Here is a 20,453-nt window from a genome sequence, read left to right on the forward strand (position 1 = left end):
CCGCCGATGATGGCACGCCGGCCGGAACTGTCGGGGGTTGATGCGATCCTCTCCCCGCTGTCGGAAGACCGGACGGGGAGGTTCCACATGCCCGCACCACCGGATGCGGTGAACGACGCGCTTGCCGCCTTCGCCGCCGCGACGATGCCGGTGTTCGCGGCCCGGGTGCCCGTCCCGCCGGCGCGGCTGCTGGGGCGCCTGGCCGCGCCAGCGGAGGCGGATCCGCACGGGGCGCACCGCTGGCCGGTCCGGCCGCACGGCGACGAGCCGGACTGGATGGCCGAGATGCGCGCGCTCGGCCCGCTGCCGGTGGAGCGCCTGCTCGGCGCGCTCGAACTGGCCGTGGCCGAGCACGACTGGGATGGGGCGCCGGATCTGGTCGGCGACCTACCCCCGCCACCGGCCGGCCATTACGCGTGGCTGACCACCGGCGGCGGCAACGACAGCGCGGCGGCGTCCGCCGCGACCGTGCTGCACGCGCTGCGCCCCGGGCTGGGCGGCCGGGTGGTCGCCACGGTGCGGGCCCTGGTCCCGCATCCGGCGGTCGCGCCGCTGCTCGCCGGCACGCCGGCCGGGCCGGACGAGCCGTCGATCGCCGCCGCCCACGGCGCCGTCCACCTCGGCCTCGCCGTGGCGGTCGCCGGTGCCGTGGTGCACCAGGCGGATCCGCCGGTGATCGTGGAGCGCGCCGCCGCCGTCGTGGGCCTGGCCGTCGGCGCGGCAGCGCTCGTGCTGCGCGAGGTGCCACTGCCATCGACGTACGCGGCGGCGCTGCGGGAACGGATCCGCGCGGAATACCTGCTGCCGCAGCACCTGACCAGCACCCTGCACGTCGACGGCCACCGCTTCGGGCTGGCCGAGCACGGGCTCCCCGACGAGGTCGACGTCACGGGCAACGGGCTGGTCGCCGTGGTCGACGGTGGTGTGGCGGTGCGCACCGGCGTCGCGACGGGTCACGTGCGCGTGGAGCTTGTCGTGCGCGACGGGCCTCCGGACGAGGTGGAGTCGGGGTGGGAGGAGATCGTCGAGGTCAGTTGGCACGCCGCCACCGGCGACACGTCCTGGGTGCCGGGCGACGGCGGATCGTCGCGGCTCACCCCGCCGTGGCCGGGCGACTACCGGGTCCGGGTGCACGCCCGCGGGCGTGACGACAACGACGCCCAGTTGGAGGGCTACAAGCTCGTCGTCTGGTCGGCCCCGACCGCGCCGGAGGTGGTGCACCGGCGCTCCGATCAGCTCGGGCACCGGCTGCGCGGCGAACCCGAGCCGGTCCGGCCGCCCGAGCACGCGTACCGGTGGATCCGGTCGAGTCCGGTGTCGCAGGCGGCAACCGTCACCGTGGTCACCGGCGTCCCGGTCGATCAGGTGGTGCGCGCCTTCGGCGCGGATCCGGCCCGCCCGGAGCCGGTCGACGCCGTCCGCCGTGACCTGTCGCTGCGCGGGGCGGCCCACACGTGGATCGCCGCCGTGCTGGCCGACGACGACGCGGTGGTGGTCGTCGAGGACAACGGCTACCGGGGGTCGGACGGGCCGGTGCTCTGCGCCGCCTCGACCGGTGGCCGGGCAGCCAGCATGTTCTGGAACGTCAACGCCGTCACCCGGCTTTCCTTCGCCGAGGACGGCCGGCTGCTCGCCTCGTCCGAGCCGTGGGGGCATGACGTCTATCCGCCGGAGGTGTCGACCGCCGTCGCCGGCCTCGACTTCGCCGAGGCCGGCGACCGTGTGGAGAAGGGGCTGGTCGCGGTCGAGCGGTTCACCGGTCGCGGCCTGACCGCGGCCGACCTCGCCCGGATCGACACGGCGGCCGACGGCTACCGGATCACCCACTGAGGACGGCGGCGTTCCGTCGGGTGGGCCGCCGGCACGCCGTCGCCGCGCCGGCTCTACGCCGCGCCGGTGGCCACCGGCGACCCGGTGCTGTGGTGCTGATCGACGGCGGTCACCAGGGCACCACGCCGGCGTCCTCGAAAAATCCGCCGGTCGGCCCGTCGTCGGGCAGCGTGGCCAGCCGGATCGCGATCGCCGCGCCCTGCTGTGGCGTCCGCACCCCGCGGAAGGCGTTCAGGTCGGTCGCGGTGAAACCCGGGCAGGCGGCGTTGATCAGGATGTTCGTGTCGCCGAGCGCCCGGGCGTACTGGATGGTCACCGCGTTGAGCATCGACTTCGACGGCGTGTACGCCACGGACAGCGGCCCGGTCTGGTGCTCGCCGGCGGAGGCGCTCTGCCGGGTGAGGGAGCCGACGCCGCTCGACATGTTGACGATCCGGGGCGACGCCGAGCGGCGCAGCAACGGCAGCATCGCCTCGGTGACCCGGACGACACCGATCACGTTGACCTCGACCGCCGTCCGGACGGTCGCGAGGTCCACGCCGCCGGGCTGCTGCGGCATGCCGCCGGTGACGCCCGCGTTGTTGACCAGCACGTCGAGGCCGCCGGCCTGCTCCTCCAGCAGGCGGGCGGCGGCGGTCACGCTCGCGTCGTCGGTCACGTCCAGCGGTACGCCGAAGGCGTCCACGCCGTCCGCGCGCAGCTTCGCCACGGCGGCCTCCCGGCGCTGTTCGTCCCGGGCTCCGACGCCCACCCGCCAGCCCAGCGCGCCCAGGCCGGCCGCGATCTCGTACCCGATTCCCTTGTTCGCGCCGGTCACCAGCGCGATCCTGCGTTCGCTCATGTGATCGATCCTGTCCGGGTCGCCACCGGCGCTCCAACACCATCCGAGTAGCGTTCGATACCCGGCGGGTATCGGTCCGGCGGTACGGTGGTGGGATGGAGACGCGGGAGCTGCGCTACTTCGTCGCGGTGGCCGAGGAGTTGCACTTCGGCCGCGCCGCGCGACGCCTCGGCATCGCCCAGCCGCCGCTGTCCCGGGCGATCAGAGCGCTCGAACGGCGGCTCGGGGTGACGCTGCTGGAACGCGACAGCCGGACCGTGGCGTTGACCCCGGCCGGCGCGGTGCTGCTGCGGGAGGGGCGCGCCGCGCTCGACGCGGTGGCCGCCGCCGACCGGCGTACCCGCCGGGCCGCGTCCGCCGCGACCGGCGGCCCGGGTCTGGTGTTGGCCGCGAAGGCCGGCGCGTCGAGCGAGCTGCTGCCGAAACTGCTCGACGCGTACGCCGCCGAGCCGGACGCGGTCGCGGTGGACGTGCTGCTGTGCGGCATCGGCGAGCAGGGACGGCTGCTGCGCGACGGGCGGGCCGACGTGGCGCTGCTGCACCTGCCGTTCGACTCGACGGCCGGGCTGGACACCGAGGAGTTGGTGACGGAACAGCAGGTGGTGATCCTGCCGGCCACGCACCCGTTGGCCGGTCGGGCGCACCTGCGGACGGCAGACGTCGAGGCGCTGCCCGACCTGCCGATGCCGCGCTGGCCGCGCTCGGACGGCACGTATCCGGACGGCCCGGGCCCCGAGGTCCGCGACCACGCCCAACTGTTCCAGCTCATCGCGCTCGGCCGTGCCACGGCGGTGCTGCCCGAGTCGGCCCGGACGCTCCTGCTCCCCGACCTGGCCGCCGTGCCGGTGCCGGACGCGCCCGCGGTGACCACGGTGATCGCGTGGCCGCCGCACAGCCGGTCCCGGGCCCTCGCCGCCCTGGTCCGGACCGCCACCCGCCTCTGATGATCTCGGGCCGGTCGCGCGGGGACCGGCCCGGCCCGCCGGACCGGCCCTAGGCGGGCAGGTCCTTGCGCATCTGCTGGGTGACCACCCGGTAGCCGGACGTCTCGTACAGCTTGCGCGCCGTCTCGTTGGAGCCGAAGACGTTCAGCTCGAGCGCCTGCGCGCCCTGCTCCCGGGCTGCCCGCTCGCCCGCGGCGAGCAGCGCCCGCCCCAGACCTCGGCCCCGGTGCTCGGCGGCCACCTCGATGTCGTAGAGGAAGGCGCAGCCGGCGAGCCCGCGCGGATGGGTGAGGCCGAGCCACAGGCGCCCGACCGGCGAGCCGTCGGGCAGCACGCCGAGCAGGAACAGCATGCCGGGTGTGGCCATGCCCTGCGGCAGCAGGACGGCGCTCGCCTCCCGTGCGCGGTCGAGCGCCTCCTCCGGAGTCCAGTTGCCGGCGGCCACATGCTCCTGCGCGTAGCCAGCGGCGAGTTCGTCCTGCCAGCGCTCGAACTCCTCCGGGGACATCGCCCGGAGCGTCACCTCAGTCACCGGCGGCCCTCCGGCGGGCCTCGCGCAGCTTCATGGCGTGCTCCAGCAGCGTGATCAGCACCTCCTTGGCCGACTCCCGTCGCCGCGCGTCGCAGAGCACCACCGGCACGCCCGGGTCCAGGTCGAGCGCCGCCTGCACCTCGTCGAGCCGGAACTCGCGGGCGCCCTCGAAGCAGTTGACCGCCACCACGAAGGGCGTGCCCCGCCCCTCGAAGTAGTCGATCGACGGGAAGCAGTCGGCCAGCCGCCGGGTGTCGGCCAGCACCACCGCGCCGAGCGCGCCGAGCGCCAACTCGTCCCAGACGAACCAGAACCGGTCCTGCCCGGGCGTGCCGAACAAATAGAGCACCAGGTCGTCGCTGAGGGTGATCCGGCCGAAGTCCATCGCCACGGTGGTGGTCGACTTCTCCTCCACGCCGGACAGGTCGTCGATGCCGATCCCGGTCTCGGTCAGCACCTCTTCGGTACGCAGCGGGCGGGTCTCGCTGACCGCGCCGACCATCGTGGTCTTGCCGACGCCGAAGCCACCGGCGATCAGGATCTTGATCGCGGTGGGCAGCGGGGCCGCACCCGCCGGCCGCTCAGAGCGCCCGTAGTCCATTGATTACCGCCTCGAAAACGTGCTCGTCGGGAAGGCCGGCGGGGGTGGCGCGCGGCTCGCGTACCTGCACCAGGCTGCGGGCCGCCAGGTCTCCGAGGAGAACCCGGACGGTGCCCACGGGCAGGTCGAGATGGGCGGCGATCTCGGCCACGGACTGGATCCGCTGGCAGAGGCCGACGATCGCCACGTGCTCCGGGCCGAGCCCGGACTCCGACCCCACCTCGGTGCGGGTCGAGCTCACCAGGGAGATCAGGTCGAACGTGCCGGTCACCGGGCGGGCCCGGCCACCGGTCACCGCGTACGGGCGAACCACCGGACCCGCGTGGTCGTCGACCCACTCCTGCTCCGTGGGCTCCCCGTGGCTGTTCATCGTGCCGCGTTCTCGCCGGCGGGCTGTTCTCGGGTCGGTGAGGCGACGAACCGGCCGACCCGGGTGACAAGCATCGCCATCTCGTACGCGATCAAGCCCACGTCCGCGTCCTCCGACGCCAGCACCGCGAGGCAGGCGTTGCGTCCGGCCGCGGTGACGAAGAGGAAGGAGGACTGCATCTCGATGATGGTCTGCTGCACATGACCACCGCCGAACCGCTTGCCCGCGCCACGGGCGAGGCTCTGGATGCCCGCCGCCATCGCCGCCAGGTGCTCGCCGTCGTCCCGGCTCAATCCGCGGGACGAGGCCATCAGCAGTCCGTCGGTGGAGAGCGCCACGGCGTGTTCCGCCTGCTTGACCCGGCCGACCAGGTCATCCAGCAGCCACGCAAGATCCGCGCCCGAAGCCGTCTTCTGCGCCACTCGTCGTCCTCTTCTCCCCGGCTGGTGTGCCGTTCTCGTCCCGGATCCGTCGGCGTCGACGCCCGGTCAGGTGGCCTGCTCGTCTACGTCGGCCGGCCCGCCGCCGGCCCCGTGCGCCCCGCCGAGCAGTCGCGCCGCGTCGGTGCGACCGCGGCGGGTTCCACTCTGGTAGGAGCTCATCATCTGTCGCACCTGCTCCGGCGCGCGTGCCATGTCCCCCGCCTCGTCGTCGCCCGCGCCGGACGGCTCGTGCCGCAGTCCCGGGTTAAGACTGGCCTGGCGTACCCGGACCGGCAACCCCGCATCGGTCACCGGCGGGGTCTCGTCGGCCGCCGCCGGGGTGGCGCGGGGCTCGACCACGGCCAGCTCCGCGGTCGGCGCGGCGGTCGCCGACTGCCGTTTGCGGGTACGCGCCGGCAGCCCGGACGGGGTCAGCCGGGGCGTCTCCGGTTCCGGCTCGGTCTCGGGCGGGCCGGAACCGGCAGGCGTGGTCGTACCGGCGTCGCCGTCCTCGGCCGCCCGGACCGCGTCGGTGTCCTCGGCGGCGGCCGGCGTCTCCGCCGGCTCGTCGGCCGGCGGTGGCGCGGCGGCGGCGGGCTCACCGGCGTCCGTGGTGATCAGTTCGCGAGGGATCAGCACCACCGCCGTCGTGCCGCCGTACGCCGACTCTCTCAGTTGGACCTTCACGCCGTGCCGTTCGGTGAGCCGGCTGACCACGAACAGGCCGAGTCGGGCCGCGTCGGCCAGGTTCAGCTCGGACCGGTCCACGATGCGGCCGTTGGCGGCGGCCAGCTCGTCACCGCTCATGCCGAGGCCCCGGTCCTCGATCTCGATGGCGAAGCCGTTGGCGACGAGCTGGCCGCGCACCTCCACGGTGGTCTGCGGCGGCGAGAAGGAGAGGCCGTTCTCGATCAGCTCGGCCAGCAGGTGGATCACGTCACCGACGGCGCGGCCGGTCAGTGACACCGCGCCCAACGGCCGCACGGTCACCCGGGTGTAGTCCTCGACCTCGGCGACCGCGCCGCGCACCACGTCCACCATGGGCACGTTGCGTCGCCAGGCCCGTCCGGGCGTCGAGCCGGAGAGCACGATCAGGTTCTCCGCGTTGCGCCGCATCCGGGTGGCCAGGTGGTCGACCCGGAACAGGTCCTCCAGCTCCTCGGCGTCGTGCTCGCGGCGCTCCATCGCGTCGAGCAGGGTCAACTGCCGGTGCACGAGCGCCTGGGTGCGCCGGGCCAGGCTGAGGAACACGTCGCGGACGCTGCGACGCAGCTCGGCCTGCTCCACGGCGGTACGCACGGCGGTTTCCTGCACCGCGTTGAAGGCCCGGCCGACCTGGCCGATCTCGTCGTCGCCGAACTGCAGGGGTGGCGCCTCGCGGGCGACGTCCACCTCCTCGCCGCGACCTAGCCGCTCCACCACGCTGGGCAGCCGCTCCTCGGCCAGCCGCCGGGCCGCCTCGCGCAGCCGTTCGAGCTGCCGGACCAACGCCCGGGCCGTGGTGATCGAGACGATCACGGACGCGACGACGGCGATCAGACCGAGACCGGCCGCGAGCACCAGCCGGACGATGACGCCGACGGCGACCGGGGTGGCCCGGGACACGATGTCCTCACCACCGGCGAGGATCACCGCGCGCAGGTCGGCCATCGCCTGGTCGGCGGCGGCCCGCCAGGCCGCGGCGGTGACCGGCGGGCGTACGTCCTCGCCCTTGGCCGCGAGCACCCGGTCCTGGAGCGTACGGAGCTGGTTGAAGGTGTCGCCCTCAGTCATCCGCTGGTAGCGGGCCTGGTCGGTCGGGGCGAGTTCCCGGGCGGTGCGGTCGCCGAGGAACCACTGCGCGCCGACCAGCCGGGCGAACGCGGTCTGCTCGGCGACGGTCAGCCGGTTGGCCGAGACCGCGCCGGTGAGCAGGGCGTCCTGTTGGGACAGCAGCTCGCGGGAGCGGTTCAGGTCGATCAGCGCGGCGGTGTCCCGGGCGATCTGGTCGTCGTCGAGGCCGCCGAGCGCGTCGAAGACGGCGAAGATGCCGTCGACCGCCTCGTCGTACGCGACGAGCGTCGCGGTCCGGTCGATGGCCTTGCGGCCGACCTCGTCCCGCACCTGGGCGAGCTGGTCGATCTCGCTCTTCAGCTCGGCGAGGCGCTGCTCCAACTCGTCGCTGGCCGGGATCGTGGTGCGCCAGTCCCGCACGGACCGCCACAGCGTGCCGGCGGCCTCGTCGGTGCGTTCACGCTGGGCGCGCAACTCCGCCAACTGCCCGGGGTCGGACTCGCCCAGATAGCGCAGCGAGAGCCGGCGCTCGTTCTGCAACTCCAGCAGCAGCGGATCGCTCGGCTCGAAGACCCGGGCGTTGAGCGCCTGCACGCCAAGCAGGTTGAACCCGTCGCGCACGGTCACCCAGGCGGCGAACGCCCAGAGCGCGACCAACGACGCCAGCAGGGCGATGATCTTCGTACGGAGATTCGTACTGCGGGAACCCATCACACCGTCCTGGCCCGTTTTTCGGTCGGTCCGACATTCGATCGACTCCGGCGCACGCTAGCAGTCGTCGTGAACTCCGTTCAAGCGATCCTGATCATGGCAGGTAGGGGTTGCGTCGATGTCCAACCGGTGCGTCCCGAGGCGGCCAGCACCGCCGCGCGCACGATGAGCGTCGGGCGGTAGAGGTCCTTGTCGTGCCAGAGCGCCGGTCCCTCGTCGCAACTGTCCAGCTCGGACAGCCGGTCCCGGCCCCGCACCAGCGCCGCGGCGATCCGGGCGTCGCCCGGGCGGCCGGCGCGCGCCAGGGTGAGCACCGCGTACGCGGTCTCCTCGGCGGTGCCGTGCCAGCGGCCCCAGGAGCCGTCCGAACGCTGGGTGTCCAGCAGCCACCGCACGCCCCGCTCCACGGCGTCGCGGGCCGCGCCGTCGGGCGCGTGGTCGGCCAGGGCGAGCAGCACCGCGTACGTGGCGTAGTACGCCGAGGCGTGCCAGCGGTCGTCCCACCGCCCGTCCGGCTCCTGCCGTCGCACCAGCCAGGCGGTGACCCGGCGGCGGGCCGCGGTGACACCGGGCTGGCTCGGGTGCTCGCCGAGGGCGTCGAGCACGTGCGCGTTCGTGGTCAGCGACGCCCCGTCCTCCCCCGGCCAGGTGCAGAACTGGCGCCCGGTGTCGTAGCCGGCGAGCGGGGAGACGCAGAGCGGCCGGCCCAGCCGGGCCAGCGTGTAGAGCACGACCGAGGTGGTGTCGGCGTCGGCCGGCAACCCGGGCGCGGTGGCCGCGCCGGACGCGCCGACGGCCGCGCGCAGCTCGGTCAGCACCGGCTCGGGCACGCGCACCGAGACACCGGCCCGGATCAGGACGGCGAGCACCCAGGCCCGCTCGAAGACGGTGATCGGGCTGGCGCAGGGCACCGGCCCGGGACGGGCCACGGCCCGCAGGTAGTCGAGCGCGGGACCGGGTTCGGGTCGGCCGAGCCAGGCCGCCGTGGCCGCCGGGGAGGCGCCCACCGCACCGCTCACCGAGGGCCGGACCCCGGCCGCCCGGTACGCCAGGTCGCCGGCCACCTCCAGCGCGTGCGCCAGTTTCTCCGGCACCGGCCGTCCGGTGGCCAGCAGTCCGCGTACCCGGGTCAGTCGGCCCGGGTCGAGACCGGCCGGCAGCGGCAGGCGGGGCCGGTCCGCCCACTCGGCCAGCCCGGGCGGCGGACCCGCCGGCCCGGTGAGGTGCCGGTCGACGGCGGCGAGCAGCGCGGGCACGATCAGGTCGGTGGCCGGCAGGTCGGGCGGGGCGTCGCCACGCAGCGCGGCGGCCAGGAACGCCAGGCCCCGGCGCGCGGCGGCGGTCGGCACCGGCCCGGTGGACCCGCCCCGGTGCAGCTCGGCGAGCAGGGCGTCGACGGCGCTGAGCGTCGGCACCAGCGCGTAGCCGCCGGGACCACCCCAACCGCCGTCCGGGCGCTGCCGGTCGAGCAGCCAGGCCACCCGCGCGTGGTGACCGGGCAGCCAGGGCGCCAGCGCGGCCAGCCGGCCGGTCTCGTAGACCGACGGGGAGGTCTGCCCGGCCGGGTCACGGGCGAGCGCGTCGACGAGGTGCTGCGCGGCTCCGGCGGGGATCGTGGGCCGGGCGGTGCGGCTCACCGCACGCCCCAGAAGTCGGTGTGGCGGTAGAACCCGGTGGTGAAGCCGAGCTGCCGGGACAGGAAGTCGGCCTCCCGGGGCGCCTCGCCGGCCAGCTTCGCCAGCAGGACGCGGCAGTGGTCGACCTGCTCGGCGAACCGCCGCTCGACCTCCGCCGGGTCGTCCACCAGCAGCAGCGCGTTGAGGTCACCCGACGCCACGTCCCGTCGGTGGGTGCCGAGGTCGTTGACCAGCCGCAGGGCCCGCTGCACCTCGTCGCCGACCTCGATCAGCCGGTCCAGCACGGCGGCGTCGGTCACCGACCCGGTATGGATCCAGTGCGCCACGTCGACCACGGTGGCGGCGAGGTTGTCCGCGTTGGCCAGGTATTCGGCGAGCGTCGGGCGGTCGGTGCGTCGCCACGTCCACTCCCGGGCCATCGCGTCGAGCGTGCGCTCCATCGTGGCGCGCCAGCGTCCGCGCAACGCCGGGTAGGCGGGCGCAGCGGCGACGTCGTCGCGCAGCTCGGCGAGGAACCGCCCCAGCGGGTCGTCGGCGGCGGCGCCGTCGAGCACGTCCAGGCAGGTACGGGCGATCCGGTCCACCTCGGCGCGGCTGGTCGCCTCGTGGTCGACCAGCCAGTCGACGGCGAAGCCCCACAGCACCGCGCGGTTGGTGACCGCCAGCTCCGTGGCCGTGTGCCAGGGCGCGCTGAACGCCATGGCCGAGGCGATGCTGCTGAACAGCGTCGCGTCGAACGGGTCGCCGGGGAACAGGTCGGGGTGCGCGGCGGCGGCCCGGCGCAGCCCGCGCTGGCCGTGCGCGGCGAGCGCGCAGATCCGGCCCTGCTCCGCCGCCGCGGCGATCGGATCCGACGCCGGTAAGCCGGTCACGCCGCCTCCGCCCGGCCGGCGGCGAGCAGGGTCAGCTCGACCCGTTCGCGGGGCCGCAACGCGGCGGCCAGCCGCAACCCGGGCACGTCGGTGCGGTGCAGCCGGAAACGGTAGCGGCTGAGCATGGTGGCGAGGATGAGCTGGGCCTCCAGATAGAACAGGTGCATGCCGAGACACTGGTGCGGCCCGCCGCCGAACGGGAAGTGGGCGTACCGGTGGCGGGCGCGGACCCGCTCCGGCCGGAACCGCTCCGGGTCGAACTCGTCCGGGCGGTCCCAGAACTGCCGCATCCGCTGGGTGATCAGCGGGCTGACCGCCATGGTGGCCCCGGCCTCGATCGGCACGCCGTCGATGACGTCCCCGGCGACCGCGCGGCGCGGGATGATCCAGCCGATCGGATAGAGCCGCAGCAGCTCGTCGAGCACCATCCGGGTGTAGGTGAGCCGGTCGAGGTGCTCGCGGCGTACCGGCCCGCCGCCGACCACCTCGTCGATCTCGGCCTGGAGCCGCCCGGCGACCTCCGGGTGCTGGTGCAGGTGAGGCCAGGCCCAGGTGAGCACGTTGATGGTGGTCTCGGTGGTGGCCGCGAACATGGCCACGGTGTCGTTGCGGACCTGCCGCTCGTCGAGTCGCCGGCCGTCTTCGGTGCGGGCCCGCCAGAGCGTGGAGATGATGTCGTCGCCGGAGTCGGCGTCGTCGCGGGTCTGCCGGACGATCGGCACCAGCACGTCGTCGACGACACGCACCGCGCGGCGGAACGTGCGGTCCCCCGGCATGGGCAGCGACAGCGGCGCGAACGGCACCACGATCCGGGGGATGACCGCCGTGGCGATGCGGTCCTGGGCGTCGATCACGCGCATCGCGTCCGGCACCGAGATCCGGTCGGCGAAGAGCACCCTCATGATCGCTCGGCTGACGATGCGGGCCTGCTCGACGCCGATGTCGACCGGGCGGCCGGCGCGGTACGGCTCGTCCAGCTCGTCGACGGCGTCGGAGATGGCCTCCGCCATGCCGTCGATGAGCGCGTCCACCCGGCGGGCGGTGAACATCGGCTGCAACATCCGGCGGCTGGCCGACCACACCTGCCCCTCGCCGAGGATGCCCTCGCCGAACAGCCGCTTGACCGGGCGCCAGAACAGCCCGTCACCGGCGCGCTCGTAGTTGTCCGCCCGGTCCCGCAGCACGTGCTGCACGTGCCGGGGATGCGTGACCAGGTAGGGCCGGAACGAACCGAGGTTGAGCCGGACCAGGTCACCGCCGGTGCGGTTGCCGAGTTCGATGAGCGCGCCGGCCGGGTCTCGCAGAACCGCCGGCAGGATCCGGCGCAGCGGCACGGTGCGTGGCTTGCGGGGTGATGACGGCAGGGATGATGGGTCGGACGAATCGACCACCTGAACGCTCCCTCGGTATGACTGAGGGTCGTTACCCCGTCTCGACCCGTGAACCTTGCTCGTGAGCATGCCATCCTGAGCGGTGAATCAAAAGGCGGCACAGAGGATATTTCACGTAACAACAATCTCTTTGTCGAGAATGGAGCCGGTGGGATATACGCCGCGCCGCAAGCCTTCCGGCGTGCAAGGAGGGGGCCCCGCTTAACGCATTCGGTAGAGGAGGGGGCCCCTATTAACACGCGCCGCGCGTACGCGGAAACGCGGGGCGCGGGAACGCGGGCGGGGAAGCGTCGGCTGTGCCAAGCTTCGGGGATGGACGACAAGACCATCCTGAGCCGGATCTCGGAACTCGTCGACGAGGAGCATCGGCTGCGCGCCGGCGCGCAGGAGCACGAGGCCGGCACCGACGACGAGGCCCGCGAGCGGCTGCGGCACCTGGAGGAGTCCCTGGACCAGTGCTGGGACCTGCTCCGCCGCCGCCGGGCGGCCCGGCAGGCGCACGGCGACCCGGACGCGCAGGGCGAGCGCCCGGTGCCGGAGGTTGAGCGCTACCTCCAGTGAGCCGGCCACCCGTCCGCACGCCGCCGACCGGCGGTCCGGGCGACGCCCGACGCGCCGACGCGGTGACGCGGTGGCCCGGGCGGCGCCCGACGCGGCGGCCCGGGCGGCGGCCGACGCGGTGACCCGGGCGACGCCCGACACGCCGACGCGGTGGCCCGGGCGGGAGCGGACCCGCCCGGGACCACGGGACGCGGTCAGCGGATGCCCGCCTCCCGCAACAGCGTCTCGGTCAGCGCCGCCGGGTCGGTGGCGGCGGCCGGCAGACCCCGGGCGGTGAACCAGGCAGCGACCACCCGCACGTCCCGGGCCAGGAACTCCCCGCCCTGCGGGTTGGCCACCACGTCCACCACCTGCGGCAGGTCGATCATGACGAGCCGGCCGGCGTGCACCAGGAGGTTGTACGGCGACAGGTCGCCGTGGGCGTATCCCGCGCGGGCCAGCACCACCAACGCGTCGACCATCTGCTCCCAGAGGTCACGCAACTCGCCGTCGGTGGGTCGGACCTGGGCCAGCCGGGGTGCGGCCTCCCCCGCCTCGGCGTCGCCCACGAACTCCAGCATCAGCTCGGTGTCGCGCAGTTGCACCGGGTAGGGCACGGCGATCCGCCCGGAGGCGACGCCGATCTCCCAGAGGCGGGACAGCGCGGCGAACTCGGCCGCCGCCCACTGCCCGGCGATCACCTGCCGGCCGAACGCGGTCCGGCCGGCCATCGCCCGCATCTCCCGCGACCGGCGGACCCGCCGGCCTTCCAGATAGCCGGCGTCCCGGTGGAAGAGCCGGTGCTGGGCGTCCCGGTAGCGCTTGGCCGCCAGCAGGCAACTCCGGTCGGTGTCCGGCACGGCACGACGGACCAGGTGGACGTCCGCCTCCTTGCCGGTCTTGAGCACCCCGAGTTCGGTGTCCCGGGCGGCCAGTTCGGTGACCAGCCACGGGGGATGCGGCTCGGGACCGTGGACGGCCAGGTCCCAGGAGGACCAGCGGTCCTCGGTGTCGGGCTCGGCGTCCGGGTCGGCGAGGGTCGGCTGGGGCCGGCCCCGCTTCAGGAAGTGGGGTTCGTCGTCGTCGAAGCGGCTCTTGCCGCGGCCACGGCGCTGCGGCGCCGGGAGGTCGTGATCGCGCACGGGTGGATCTGTCCTTCGATCGAGGCTGGAAGAGGCAGGTGGAACGACCCTGCAAAGACGGCCATGACCGACCTCCTCTCCTCGACCGGGCGACACCCGGCTGCGCCCTCGCGCGGCACCATGCTCGTGCGCCGGACCCGGGCGGGTCAACCGATTTTCCCGCTCAGCCCGCCAGCACGGCGGCGACGGCCGGGATCAGCCCGTCCTCGACCCGGGTCGGCGCGAACCGCGGGTCCGACCAGCGGCGGCCCCGGTGCAGCCAGACACTCGGGAGGCCGACCGCGGTCGCGCCGCCGATGTCCGCCTCCGGGCTGTCGCCGACCACCCACGCGCCGCGCAGCGGCATCCGGGTCCGCTGGGCGGCGAGCGCGAAGATCCGCGGGTTGGGTTTGCTGACCCCGGCCTCCTCGGAGATCACCCAGTCGGCGATGTAGCGGTCCAGGCCGGTCCGCCGGATCTTGTCGTCCTGCTGGCGCGTCGCGCCGTTGGTGACCACGACGGGCACCCATCCGGCGTCGGCGGCGATCCGCAACGCGCAGGCCACGAGCGGGTCCAGTCGCATGTGCGCCACCACACCGTCGCGCAGCTCGTCGACCAGGTCGATGGAGGGGATGCGCAGGCCGTAGCGGTCACGGATGGCGTCGGCCACGTCCCAGCGGTCGGTCAACCCGTCGGCGTCGACGGAGACCAGCCAGTCGAGGTCGACGGTGGGCGCGCCGATGGTGTCCAGGAAGCGTGCTCCCCAGGCGCGGAACGACCCGTCGCGGTCCAGGAGGGTGTTGTCCAGATCAAGCAGGAGCAACGGCACCTGAGCACCCTACGGGAACGGCCGGGACACCGGCAGGGCCGAGGTGCCCGCGTGGGTGGTCACGCGATGAGCGTCGCGCGGGCGGCCCCGGCGTCGGGCAGCCGGTCGAGCAGCATGGTGTGCGCCGCGCGGGTGTCCGCCAGGACACCCGGGTCCAGTGCCGCCACCAGCACGTCCTCCCCGGTGTCCGCGCCCCGGGCCAGCGGCCGGCCCTCCGGGTCGTAGACCGCCGCGCCCCCGTTGAACCGCCAGGGATCCGCGCCGCCGACCGCGTTGGCGAAGACCACGAACATGGTGTTGTCCAGGGCGCGGGCCGCGTAGTAGAGGTTGCGGCGATGGGCCGAGCCGGCCAGGTAGCCGCTGGGACACAGATATCCGTGCGCGCCGTCGGCCGCCGCGGCCCGGCCGTGCTCGGGGAAGCAGCCGTCGTAGCAGATGCCGAGACCGAACCGCCACTCGTCGACCAGGAGGGTGGCGCCGCGCCGGCCGGCGTCGAACAGCTCGCGCTCGCCGCTCCAGAGCTGTTGCTTGTCGTACGCGGTGGTGACGGTGCCGGTGGGGTCGACGACGAGCGACGAGATGGTGCGCCGCCGGTCGGGGTGGCGGACCGCCGCCCCGATCACCACGGCGGTCCCGGCGTCCCGGGCGGCGGCGCGCAGCGGGTCCAGCCGCGGGTCGTCGACCCGCCCGTCCGGGTCGGCGGCCACGTCCGTCCCGGTCGGGTCCGCGCCGAGGGTCGGCGGGTGGTACGCCGGCAGGAACAGCTCGGGCAGTACGACGACGCGGGCGACGGCGGCCCGGTGGACCAGGCGGGCGGCGGCGCGGGCGTTGCCGGCGACGTCCCCGGGCACCGGCTCGGCCTGCACGGCGGCGACGGTGAGCGGTCGGGTGGGGAGGGACACGACCGGGATCGTAGCGAACCGTACGTACGGTTTGCGTCGGCCCCCTGCCACCTGGGACGATCGTGCCGTGCCCAGAGTAAGTCAGGACCAGCTCGACGCGCGCCGGCAGGAGATCCTCGCCGCGGCGCGGGCGTGTTTCGCCCGGCACGGCTACGAGGGCGCCACCGTGCGGCGGTTGGAGGAGGCCACCGGCCTCTCCCGGGGCGCGATCTTCCACCACTTCCGGGACAAGGACTCGCTCTTCCTCGCCGTCGCCGAGGACGACGCCGCCGCGATGGTGGAGACCGTGGCCCGCAACGGCCTGGTGCAGGTGATGCGCGACCTGCTGGCCCGGGCCGTCTCCCCGGACACCACCGGCTGGCTGGGCAGCCAGCTCGAGGTGTCCCGCCGGCTGCGCACCGACCCGGCGTTCGCCAGGCGCTGGTCCGAGCGGTCGGCGGCGATCGCCGAGGCGACCCGGGAACGGCTGCTGCGCCAGCGGGAGGCAGGCGTGCTCCGCGACGACGTGCCGATCGACGTGCTGGCCCAGTTCCTGGAGCTGGCCTACGACGGGCTGGTGCTGCACCTGGCGATGGGCCGTCCGGCCGGCGACCTGAGCCGCGTGCTCGACCTGGTCGAGGAGGCCGTCCGCCGGCCCTGAGTCTCGGTCCGGTAACTGCCCCCTTCCCAGAGATCGACGCTGGCACGTCTGCTCCACAATGAGCCGCGACCCCCTCGCGACAGGAGCAGACCATGACCGTCCTCGCGGCCGACACCTGGGGCGTACCCGGCCCCGTCTTCCTGCGCTGGTATCTCGTCGCGGCCGTCGTCCTGGTCGTCGGCACGGCGGTGTACCGGTTCCGCGCGCTCGCCGGCACCGCCGTGACCGAGCACGGCGCGCTCGGGCCGCAGCAGGTCGCGTACCTCAACGGGGGCGACCAGCTCGCGGTCTGGACCTCCCTCGGCGGGCTGCGCCGGGCCGGCGCGGTCGGCGCGCACCCGGACCGGCGGTTGGCGCCCGGCGGGCCGCTGCCGGCCGGCGTCACCCCGCTCGACCAGGCCGTCCACCACGCGGCCAGCCAGGGCCTGCGCTCCCGCGAACTGGTCCGCGACGAGTGGGTCCGGCGTGCCCTCGACGAGTTGCGGGACGGCCTGGTCCGCCGGGGCCTGGCCCTGGACCAGGAGCGCCGCCGGTCGCTGCGGCGCGGGTCCATGCTCGTCGGTTTCCTGCTGGCGATCGGCGTCGTGCGCGCCTTCGTCGGGCTGACCCACGGCCGCCCGGCCGGCTGGCTGCTGCTCACCCTGTTCCCGTTGTTCGCCGCGTTCCTGCTGCTCAACCGCGTGCCCTGGCGCACCCGGGCGGCCACCGCCGCGCTGCGCGACATGCGCCGCCGGCACGCCTGGCTGCGCCCGTCCGCCGCACCCGCGTACGCCACCTACGGCCCGTCGGACGCGGCCCTGGGCGTGGCGCTGTTCGGCACCGCGACGCTCTGGACCATGGACCCGGGCTTCGCGGAGCAGGCCGAGATCCAGCGCCAGGCGATGGGCACCGCCGGCGCCTCCGGCACCTCGTGCGGCGGCGGCAGCTCCTGCTCCGGGGGCAGCTCCTCCTCCTGCGGCGGCGGCAGTTCCTGCGGCGGGGGCGGCGGATGCGGGGGCGGCGGGTGCGGCGGATGAGCGGCCCGTCAGGTGTCGGCATCGGCTGGCGTCCCGAGATCGCCGGTTTCGTGGCCGGGCTGCCCGGGCTGCGCTTCGTCGAGGTGGTCGCGGAGACGGTCGCCCCGGCCGGGGCGCCGCCCGAGGGCCTGACCGAGCTGCGCGAGCGCGGCGTCACCGTCGTACCCCACGGGGTGCGGCTCTCGCTCGGCGGCGCGGAACCGGTCGACCCGGCCCGGGTGGCGCACCTGGCCGGGGTCGCCACGGCGCTGGCGGCGCCGCTGGTCAGCGAGCACATCGCGTTCGTGCGGGCCGGCGGGCTGGAGGCCGGTCACCTGCTGCCGCTGCCGCGCAGCCGGGAGGCGGTGGCCGCGGTGGTGGCGAACGTGCGACGGACGCAGGCGGAGCTGCCGGTGCCGCTGGCGCTGGAACCGATCGCGGCCCTCTTCGACTGGCCCGACGACGAGCTGGACGAGGCCGACTTCCTCACCGAGATCCTCGACGCCACCGGGGCGCTGCTGCTGCTCGACGTGGCAAACGTGCACGCCAACGCCCGCAACCGGGGCGGCGACGCCGCCGCGCTGCTGGACCGGCTGCCGCTGGAGCGGATCGCCTACGTCCACGTGGCCGGCGGCGCCGAGGCCGGCGGCTTCTACCACGACACGCACACCGACCCGGTGCCCGCCGAGGTGCTCGACCTGGTCCGCCGGCTCTGCGAGCGCCGTCGACCGCCGGCGCTGCTGCTGGAACGCGACGGCCACTATCCGCCCGCGGCCGAGCTGCGCGGCGAGTTGGACGCGCTGGCCGCCGCCTCCGGCCACCCGGTGGTCACGTGAGCGGCGACCTGGCGGCCCGGCAGGCCGAGCTGGTCGCGGCGCTGGTGGCCGGCGGGCCGCTGCCGCCCGGCTTCGCCCCGGCGCCGGTCGAGGCCGCCCGCCGGGCCCTGAGACGCAAACGGGCCGGCGACGTGGCCCGGCACTGGCCGCTGCTCGCCGCCGGACTCGGCGCCGACTGGCCGGCGGTCTTCACCGGCTGGGCGGCCGGCCGACCCACGAACGGTTCGCTGCGCGACGGCTGGGACCTGGCCCGCGAGCTGCGCGACGCGGGCACGCTGCCGCCGCTGGGCGCCGACGAGCTGGCCGGGCGCGAGGCCGCGAGCCGCTACGACGGCCGCGCCGCCCCTCGGCCCCGCCGCCTGCCGGCGCTCGCCCGCACCAACGGCGCCGTCGCGGTCCAGCTCGCCGGGCGGGTACGCCTGCTGCGGCCCGCCCCGCGCTGACAGGTTCCACCCGATACGGCAGGATCGGGCGCATGGATCTCGGACTCGCCGACCGGGTGTACGTGCTGACCGGCGCGTCCGGCGGCCTCGGTTTCGCCACCGCCCAGCAGCTCGTCGCGGACGGCGCCCGGGTGGTGCTCTCCGCCCGGGCCCCGGAACGGGTGGCCGCCGCGGTCGAGTCGCTCGGCGACCCGACACGGGCCATCGGGCTGGCCGCCGACCTGGCCGACCCCGGCACCCCGGCCCGCCTGGTCGCGGCGGCCCGTGAACACTTCGGCCGGCTCGACGGCGCGCTGGTCTCGGTCGGCGGCCCGCCCCGGGGCACCGCCGCCGAGGTCACCGACGAGCAGTGGCGGGAGTCGTTCGAGACCGTCTTCCTGGGCAGCGTCCGGGTCGCGCGCACGGTGGCCGGCGCGCTCACCGACGGCGGCGCGATCGCCCTGGTGCTGTCCACCTCGGTGCGTGGGCCGCTGACCGGGCTCGGCATCTCCAACGGCCTGCGACCCGGCCTGGCCGGCGTGGCGAAGGACATGGCCGACGAGTACGGTCCGCGCGGCGTACGGGTGCTCAGCCTGCTGCCCGGACGCATCATGACCGACCGGAACCGGGCGCTGCTGGCCGCCACCGGCGACGCCGACCGGGCCCGCGCCGAGGCGGAGGCGGCGATCCCGCTGGGCCGTACCGGCGAACCGGCCGAGTTCGGCCGGGTGGCCGCGTTCCTGCTCTCCCCCGCCGCCGGCTACGTCACCGGGGTGACCGTGCCGGTCGACGGCGGCGCGGTGCGCGGGCTGTGAGTGACCGACGCCGACCCGGAGGTGGGCGGCCCGAGGCCGCACCCGGCCCGGGCACGCCGGCCCGCCGTCATCCCCGGCCCAGCCGGGAGCAGCTCGCCGCCGCGGCCGACCGGCTGCTGCCCGACGTGCTCGCGCCCGGGCTGGACGTGCTCTTCGTCGGGATCAACCCGGGCCTGTGGTCGGCGGCCACCGGCTGGCACTTCGCCCGCCCCGGCAACCGGTTCTGGCCGGCGCTGCACCGCGGCGGGTTCACCCCGCGCCTGCTGCACCCCAGCGAACAGGACGAGCTGCCGGCGCTCGGGCTGGGCATCACGAACATGGTGGCCCGGGCGAGCGCCCGCGCCGACGAGTTGAGCGCGCAGGAGCTGGTCGACGGCGCCCGGGTGCTGACCGACAAGGTCGCGCGTCACCGGCCACGGTGGGTCGCGGTGGTCGGGGTGACCGCGTACCGGATCGGGTTCGCCCGGCCGAAGGCCGGTTTCGGGCCGCAGCCGGAGTCGCTCGGACCGGCCCGGCTCTGGGTACTGCCCAACCCGAGCGGACTGAACGCCCACTTCACGCCGGAGACGCTCGGCGCCGCGTTCGGCGAGCTGCGCGCGGCGGTCGTCGCCGATTAGCAGGTCGTGGGCGCGCTACGTCAGCCGTTCCATGCGGTTCCAACCGGACCAGCCGCGCTCGCGCATCAGCTCCACCAGACGTCGCATCCGCGGATCGGACTCGAAGGCGAGCGCATCCAGAAGGTCGTGCGGCATGTCCTCGTAGTCGACGCTGGTCTCGCCGTGGGCGCTGGCCTCCTCGGCCAGGCAGGCCATGATGTCGGCGGCCTCCGCCAACCGGGGGTCGTCGGCACCGTCACCGTCACCGTCACCGATCTCCGACAGGATCCGGTAGAGGCGAACGACGCGTGGGTCGCCGAGCTGCGCGATCTTGCCGGGGATGAAGTCGCGGACGCGATCCGGCCAGCGGGCGGCGAGCAGGATCCACCCGTCCCGCTCGCCCTCCAGCACCCGCTCCGACGCTCCGATCTCCCGGAGTCGATCAAGGTAGGCGGTGACCTCCGCCGGGAGGGCCAGCGCGTACCCGGCGGCGAGCTGGGCGACCTGCCGACGGCTGGTCTCGAGCCGTTCGATCTGCTCGCGGAGGCGGTCGTCGATCCGCCGGACCGCCCCGGCGAACGTCGCCGCGTCGGCCTCGAGCATCGTGCTGATCTCCGCCAGCGGCACCCCGGCGTCGGCGAGCGTGCGGATCCTGATGAGCGACGCCACCGCCTTGGCGCCGTACCGCCGGTAGCCGGAGACGTCGCGTTCCGGCTCGGGCAGCAGTCCGACCTGGTGGTAGTGCCGCACCGTCCGAACCGTGACGCCGGCATACGCCGCGAGTTGTCCGATCGTCAGCATCGTCTGATCCTGCCCTCGACGTGCCCGATCCC

At 74.9% G+C, this 20,453-nt stretch carries 22 protein-coding genes; 9 read left to right on the plus strand and 13 right to left on the minus strand.

Translation table 11 applies throughout. The features are described 5' to 3' along the window. The first annotated feature begins 87 nt into the window (after nucleotides 1-87). Nucleotides 88-1,830 (plus strand): DUF6461 domain-containing protein, encoded by a 1,743-nt coding sequence (locus O7619_RS23510; RefSeq protein ID WP_282283475.1) that lies wholly within the window; start codon nucleotides 88-90, stop codon nucleotides 1,828-1,830. 109 nt (nucleotides 1,831-1,939) lie between these two features. On the opposite strand, the gene O7619_RS23515 is transcribed toward O7619_RS23510, so the two are convergent. Then, nucleotides 1,940-2,671, minus strand: a complete 732-nt coding sequence (locus tag O7619_RS23515) for an SDR family oxidoreductase (RefSeq protein ID WP_282283476.1) — start codon at nucleotides 2,669-2,671, stop codon at nucleotides 1,940-1,942. Between the two features lie 95 nt (nucleotides 2,672-2,766). Between O7619_RS23515 and O7619_RS23520 the strand changes: the two genes are divergently transcribed. Continuing rightward, nucleotides 2,767-3,615: a LysR family transcriptional regulator gene (locus O7619_RS23520; protein ID WP_282283477.1), complete on the plus strand. Its 849-nt coding sequence runs from the start codon at nucleotides 2,767-2,769 to the stop codon at nucleotides 3,613-3,615. Between the two features lie 49 nt (nucleotides 3,616-3,664). On the opposite strand, the gene O7619_RS23525 is transcribed toward O7619_RS23520, so the two are convergent. From O7619_RS23525 to O7619_RS23560, 8 genes are all read right to left on the minus strand, one after another. After that, the gene (locus tag O7619_RS23525; protein WP_282283478.1) at nucleotides 3,665-4,147 is read right to left on the minus strand and encodes a GNAT family N-acetyltransferase; all 483 of its coding nucleotides are present in this window, start codon (nucleotides 4,145-4,147) and stop codon (nucleotides 3,665-3,667) included. Continuing rightward, entirely contained in the window at nucleotides 4,140-4,748 is a 609-nt protein-coding gene (locus O7619_RS23530) for an ATP/GTP-binding protein (RefSeq protein WP_282283479.1), read from the minus strand. The genes O7619_RS23525 and O7619_RS23530 overlap by 8 nt, the downstream gene beginning before the upstream one ends. Further along, entirely contained in the window at nucleotides 4,729-5,118 is a 390-nt protein-coding gene (locus tag O7619_RS23535) for a DUF742 domain-containing protein (protein WP_282283480.1), read from the minus strand. The genes O7619_RS23530 and O7619_RS23535 overlap by 20 nt, the downstream gene beginning before the upstream one ends. Then, nucleotides 5,115-5,540 carry a roadblock/LC7 domain-containing protein gene (locus O7619_RS23540; RefSeq protein WP_282283481.1) on the minus strand — a complete coding sequence of 142 codons (426 nt, stop codon included), beginning with the start codon at nucleotides 5,538-5,540 and terminating at the stop codon, nucleotides 5,115-5,117. Before O7619_RS23540 ends, O7619_RS23535 begins: the two co-directional genes overlap by 4 nt. A 66-nt stretch (nucleotides 5,541-5,606) precedes the next feature. Continuing rightward, nucleotides 5,607-8,024: a nitrate- and nitrite sensing domain-containing protein gene (locus O7619_RS23545; RefSeq protein WP_282283482.1), complete on the minus strand. Its 2,418-nt coding sequence runs from the start codon at nucleotides 8,022-8,024 to the stop codon at nucleotides 5,607-5,609. 80 nt (nucleotides 8,025-8,104) lie between these two features. After that, nucleotides 8,105-9,661, minus strand: a complete 1,557-nt coding sequence (locus O7619_RS23550; protein WP_282283483.1) for a prenyltransferase/squalene oxidase repeat-containing protein — start codon at nucleotides 9,659-9,661, stop codon at nucleotides 8,105-8,107. Further along, nucleotides 9,658-10,533, minus strand: coding sequence for a terpene synthase family protein (locus O7619_RS23555; protein WP_282283484.1), 876 nt, complete (start codon nucleotides 10,531-10,533; stop codon nucleotides 9,658-9,660). Before O7619_RS23555 ends, O7619_RS23550 begins: the two co-directional genes overlap by 4 nt. Continuing rightward, nucleotides 10,530-11,867 carry a cytochrome P450 gene (locus O7619_RS23560; protein ID WP_282288917.1) on the minus strand — a complete coding sequence of 446 codons (1,338 nt, stop codon included), beginning with the start codon at nucleotides 11,865-11,867 and terminating at the stop codon, nucleotides 10,530-10,532. Before O7619_RS23560 ends, O7619_RS23555 begins: the two co-directional genes overlap by 4 nt. Before the next feature lie 369 nt (nucleotides 11,868-12,236). Between O7619_RS23560 and O7619_RS23565 the strand changes: the two genes are divergently transcribed. Beyond that, nucleotides 12,237-12,485: a DUF2630 family protein gene (locus O7619_RS23565; RefSeq protein WP_091071822.1), complete on the plus strand. Its 249-nt coding sequence runs from the start codon at nucleotides 12,237-12,239 to the stop codon at nucleotides 12,483-12,485. Nucleotides 12,486-12,679: 194 nt separating this feature from the next. Here the strand turns inward: O7619_RS23565 and O7619_RS23570 are convergent, their stop codons facing one another. The 3 genes from O7619_RS23570 to O7619_RS23580 all read right to left on the minus strand — a co-directional run bounded on the left by O7619_RS23570 (nucleotide 12,680) and on the right by O7619_RS23580 (nucleotide 15,316). After that, nucleotides 12,680-13,606 (minus strand): RIO1 family regulatory kinase/ATPase, encoded by a 927-nt coding sequence (locus O7619_RS23570; RefSeq protein ID WP_282283485.1) that lies wholly within the window; start codon nucleotides 13,604-13,606, stop codon nucleotides 12,680-12,682. A 163-nt stretch (nucleotides 13,607-13,769) separates the two neighbouring features. Beyond that, complete coding sequence (locus O7619_RS23575) at nucleotides 13,770-14,414, minus strand: HAD family hydrolase (RefSeq protein WP_282283486.1); 645 nt, start codon at nucleotides 14,412-14,414, stop codon at nucleotides 13,770-13,772. A 59-nt stretch (nucleotides 14,415-14,473) separates the two neighbouring features. Next, complete coding sequence (locus O7619_RS23580; RefSeq protein WP_282283487.1) at nucleotides 14,474-15,316, minus strand: carbon-nitrogen hydrolase family protein; 843 nt, start codon at nucleotides 15,314-15,316, stop codon at nucleotides 14,474-14,476. A 67-nt stretch (nucleotides 15,317-15,383) separates the two neighbouring features. On the opposite strand from O7619_RS23580, the gene O7619_RS23585 reads away from it, so the two are divergent. The 6 genes from O7619_RS23585 to mug all read left to right on the plus strand — a co-directional run bounded on the left by O7619_RS23585 (nucleotide 15,384) and on the right by mug (nucleotide 19,641). Then, nucleotides 15,384-15,956, plus strand: a complete 573-nt coding sequence (locus tag O7619_RS23585; RefSeq protein WP_281587619.1) for a TetR/AcrR family transcriptional regulator — start codon at nucleotides 15,384-15,386, stop codon at nucleotides 15,954-15,956. 92 nt (nucleotides 15,957-16,048) lie between these two features. Next, nucleotides 16,049-16,972 carry a TIGR04222 domain-containing membrane protein gene (locus tag O7619_RS23590; RefSeq protein WP_282283488.1) on the plus strand — a complete coding sequence of 308 codons (924 nt, stop codon included), beginning with the start codon at nucleotides 16,049-16,051 and terminating at the stop codon, nucleotides 16,970-16,972. Next, nucleotides 16,969-17,787, plus strand: a complete 819-nt coding sequence (locus O7619_RS23595) for a DUF692 domain-containing protein (protein ID WP_282283489.1) — start codon at nucleotides 16,969-16,971, stop codon at nucleotides 17,785-17,787. Before O7619_RS23590 ends, O7619_RS23595 begins: the two co-directional genes overlap by 4 nt. After that, entirely contained in the window at nucleotides 17,784-18,230 is a 447-nt protein-coding gene (locus tag O7619_RS23600) for a hypothetical protein (protein WP_282283490.1), read from the plus strand. The genes O7619_RS23595 and O7619_RS23600 overlap by 4 nt, the downstream gene beginning before the upstream one ends. A gap of 32 nt (nucleotides 18,231-18,262) precedes the next feature. Then, nucleotides 18,263-19,024, plus strand: a complete 762-nt coding sequence (locus O7619_RS23605; RefSeq protein ID WP_282283491.1) for an SDR family oxidoreductase — start codon at nucleotides 18,263-18,265, stop codon at nucleotides 19,022-19,024. Next, on the plus strand, nucleotides 19,021-19,641 hold the full coding sequence (gene mug / locus O7619_RS23610; protein WP_282283492.1) for a G/U mismatch-specific DNA glycosylase: 621 nt from the start codon (nucleotides 19,021-19,023) through the stop codon (nucleotides 19,639-19,641). The genes O7619_RS23605 and mug overlap by 4 nt, the downstream gene beginning before the upstream one ends. A gap of 15 nt (nucleotides 19,642-19,656) precedes the next feature. Here mug and O7619_RS23615 read toward each other — a convergent pair whose 3' ends face one another. Then, the gene (locus O7619_RS23615) at nucleotides 19,657-20,421 is read right to left on the minus strand and encodes a MerR family transcriptional regulator (protein ID WP_282283493.1); all 765 of its coding nucleotides are present in this window, start codon (nucleotides 20,419-20,421) and stop codon (nucleotides 19,657-19,659) included. Between the last annotated feature and the right edge of the window lie 32 nt (nucleotides 20,422-20,453).

Source organism: Micromonospora sp. WMMD998, assembly GCF_029581235.1.
GTDB lineage: Bacteria > Actinomycetota > Actinomycetes > Mycobacteriales > Micromonosporaceae > Micromonospora.